Below are 2,262 nucleotides of genomic sequence, written 5' to 3' on the forward strand. Positions count from 1 at the left end.
GTTGATATCATTGACCGTCGTGACAGCGATGATTCTGAAACAGTTGATATCATTGACCGTCGTGACAGCGATGATTCTGAAACAGTTGATATCATTGACCGTCGTGACAGCGATGATTCTGAAACAGTTGATATCATTGACCGTCGTGACAGCGATGATTCTGAAACAGTTGATATCATTGACCGTCGTGACAGCGATGATTCTGAAACAGTTGATATCATTGACCGTCGTGACAGCGATGATTCGGAAACAGTTGATATCATTGACCGTCGTGACAGCGATGATTCTGAAACAGTTGATATCATCGACCGCGACAGAAATGTTGACGGAAATGAAGCTACTCGCACCCTAAATCCTGTCGAAAGTGTTCGCCCTATTGACAGTGTTGGCCCGGTTGCTACCGCTGGCATTGTGAATAACCTGCCCTATTATATTGATGCTTTGCTTCCTACAAATCAACCACGATGGAACAAAAATAGCCCACTAGGTACGCCCGTAGAAGTTACTTTTAGCTTCATGCAAACTAAGCCAGAATCTACCTCATGGGATGACTTCAAACCCTTCACAGCAGAACAGCAGGAGTCGGCCAGACAAGGATTAAAACTTTACTCTGATATTTCCAATATCACATTTAAGGAAGTTTCTAATGCTAACGGTGGTGGAAAAATTCAGTTTGGTTCTATCGACATTCCCAATTATGCAGGCTGGTCTACTGGAGTCGGGTCTGCTACTAAAAGTCACATTTGGCTTGACAATAATCTTGCCAACATTACGCCCGGTTCATCAGGATTTACAATTCTTCTTCATGAAATTGGTCACTCCCTAGGGTTGAAACACCCTCATGAAGGGGCAGTAAATATGCCCAATTATCAAGACAACGATCGCTTTACTCTCATGTCTTACAACGGTCACCCTGATATGCCAGGGGTGACACCAAAAACTCCACAACTATTTGATGTTGCAGCAGTTCAATATCTTTATGGGGCTAATACCGATACCCGTTCCGGTAACAATACTTATAGTTGGGGCAAAGATGCCAAATTTATCGAAACGATTTGGGATGGGGGTGGCACCGACAAAATCAGTGCCGCTAACCAAACTAAGGATGTAGTAATTGATTTAATCACAGGTGGTTTCAGTTCTATCGGTGCCAATGGTAATGCCAATGCTGAAAACAATGTGGCGATCGCTCTCGGCGTAACCATTGAAAATGCAGTTGGAGGGGCTGGAAACGACAACATCTCCGGGAATGCAGTTGCCAACAACATCCAAGGTGGATTGGGAAATGACAAGCTATATGGCAAAATCGGTAACGACTTGCTGAGTGGAGGTAGCGGCAACGATGCCCTTAATGGCGGAGATGGCAATGACATTCTCAATGGTGAATTCAACAACGATACTCTTAAAGGCGGAAAGGGTAATGACACTCTCAATGGTGGCTTAGACAACGACATTCTCAATGGTGACGACGGTAATGACATTCTCAATGGCGGCAACGGCAACGATATTCTCAATGGCGGCAACCAGAATGATACTCTAAATGGTGGCTTAGGCAAAGACACTCTCAATGGCGGAAACGGTAACGACAGGCTCATGGGTGGCGACGGTAATGACGTTCTCACGGGTGGCGACGGTAATGACACTTTAATTGGTGTTAATTCTTCTAAAGCGAGCCCTGGCACTCAAGAAATTGACATTCTTACTGGAGGTGCTGGAGTTAACACCTTCGTCCTTGGGGATGCCAATAAGATCTACTACAATGAGAGTGGTTTCCAGGTTCCCAATCCGAATCCATTTGTTAACGGCTACGGCTTAATTACAGACTTTACACCCGATCAGGATACTATCCAGCTTAAAGGAGGAGTCAACTATAAATTGGAGAATGTCAGCCTTGACGGTGGAGTATCAGGTCGAGGAATCTTCGTTGATAATCCGGGATTTTCCCCCGATGGATTGATTGGTGTTATACAAGGGATACAACCTTTCACTAACCTTAAGATAAACAATGGTGCTAGTATAACCACCATTACTGGGCTTGATTTGGTCAAGAGCTAATTCTGTCTGTTGATTGGGAAAGTAGCTATGTATTGAAAATAGGGAATTGGGAATGAGTGTTGTTTCCGAAACCCTATTTTCAATAGTCAGTGAAGTTAGCGATCGCTCAAGTCAGTCTCTTTTATTCTTCTTGACACTCCCCTGGCTAAAGCCGAGGGGATTCTTGATTCGCAGAATCGACTTGCCGATGCAGAATTACTTCAACAT

Annotated in this window: 1 protein-coding gene; it reads left to right on the forward strand. The window is 44.3% G+C overall.

Annotated elements, in window-relative coordinates; all coding sequences use genetic code 11:
- On the forward strand, nucleotides 1-2,055 hold a 2,055-nt coding region (locus QUB11_RS31000), incomplete at its 5' end, for a M10 family metallopeptidase (protein WP_333392550.1).
- Between the last annotated feature and the right edge of the window lie 207 nt (nucleotides 2,056-2,262).

The organism is Microcoleus sp. B6-A1 (assembly GCF_036705085.1).
Taxonomy (GTDB): domain Bacteria; phylum Cyanobacteriota; class Cyanobacteriia; order Cyanobacteriales; family Microcoleaceae; genus Microcoleus.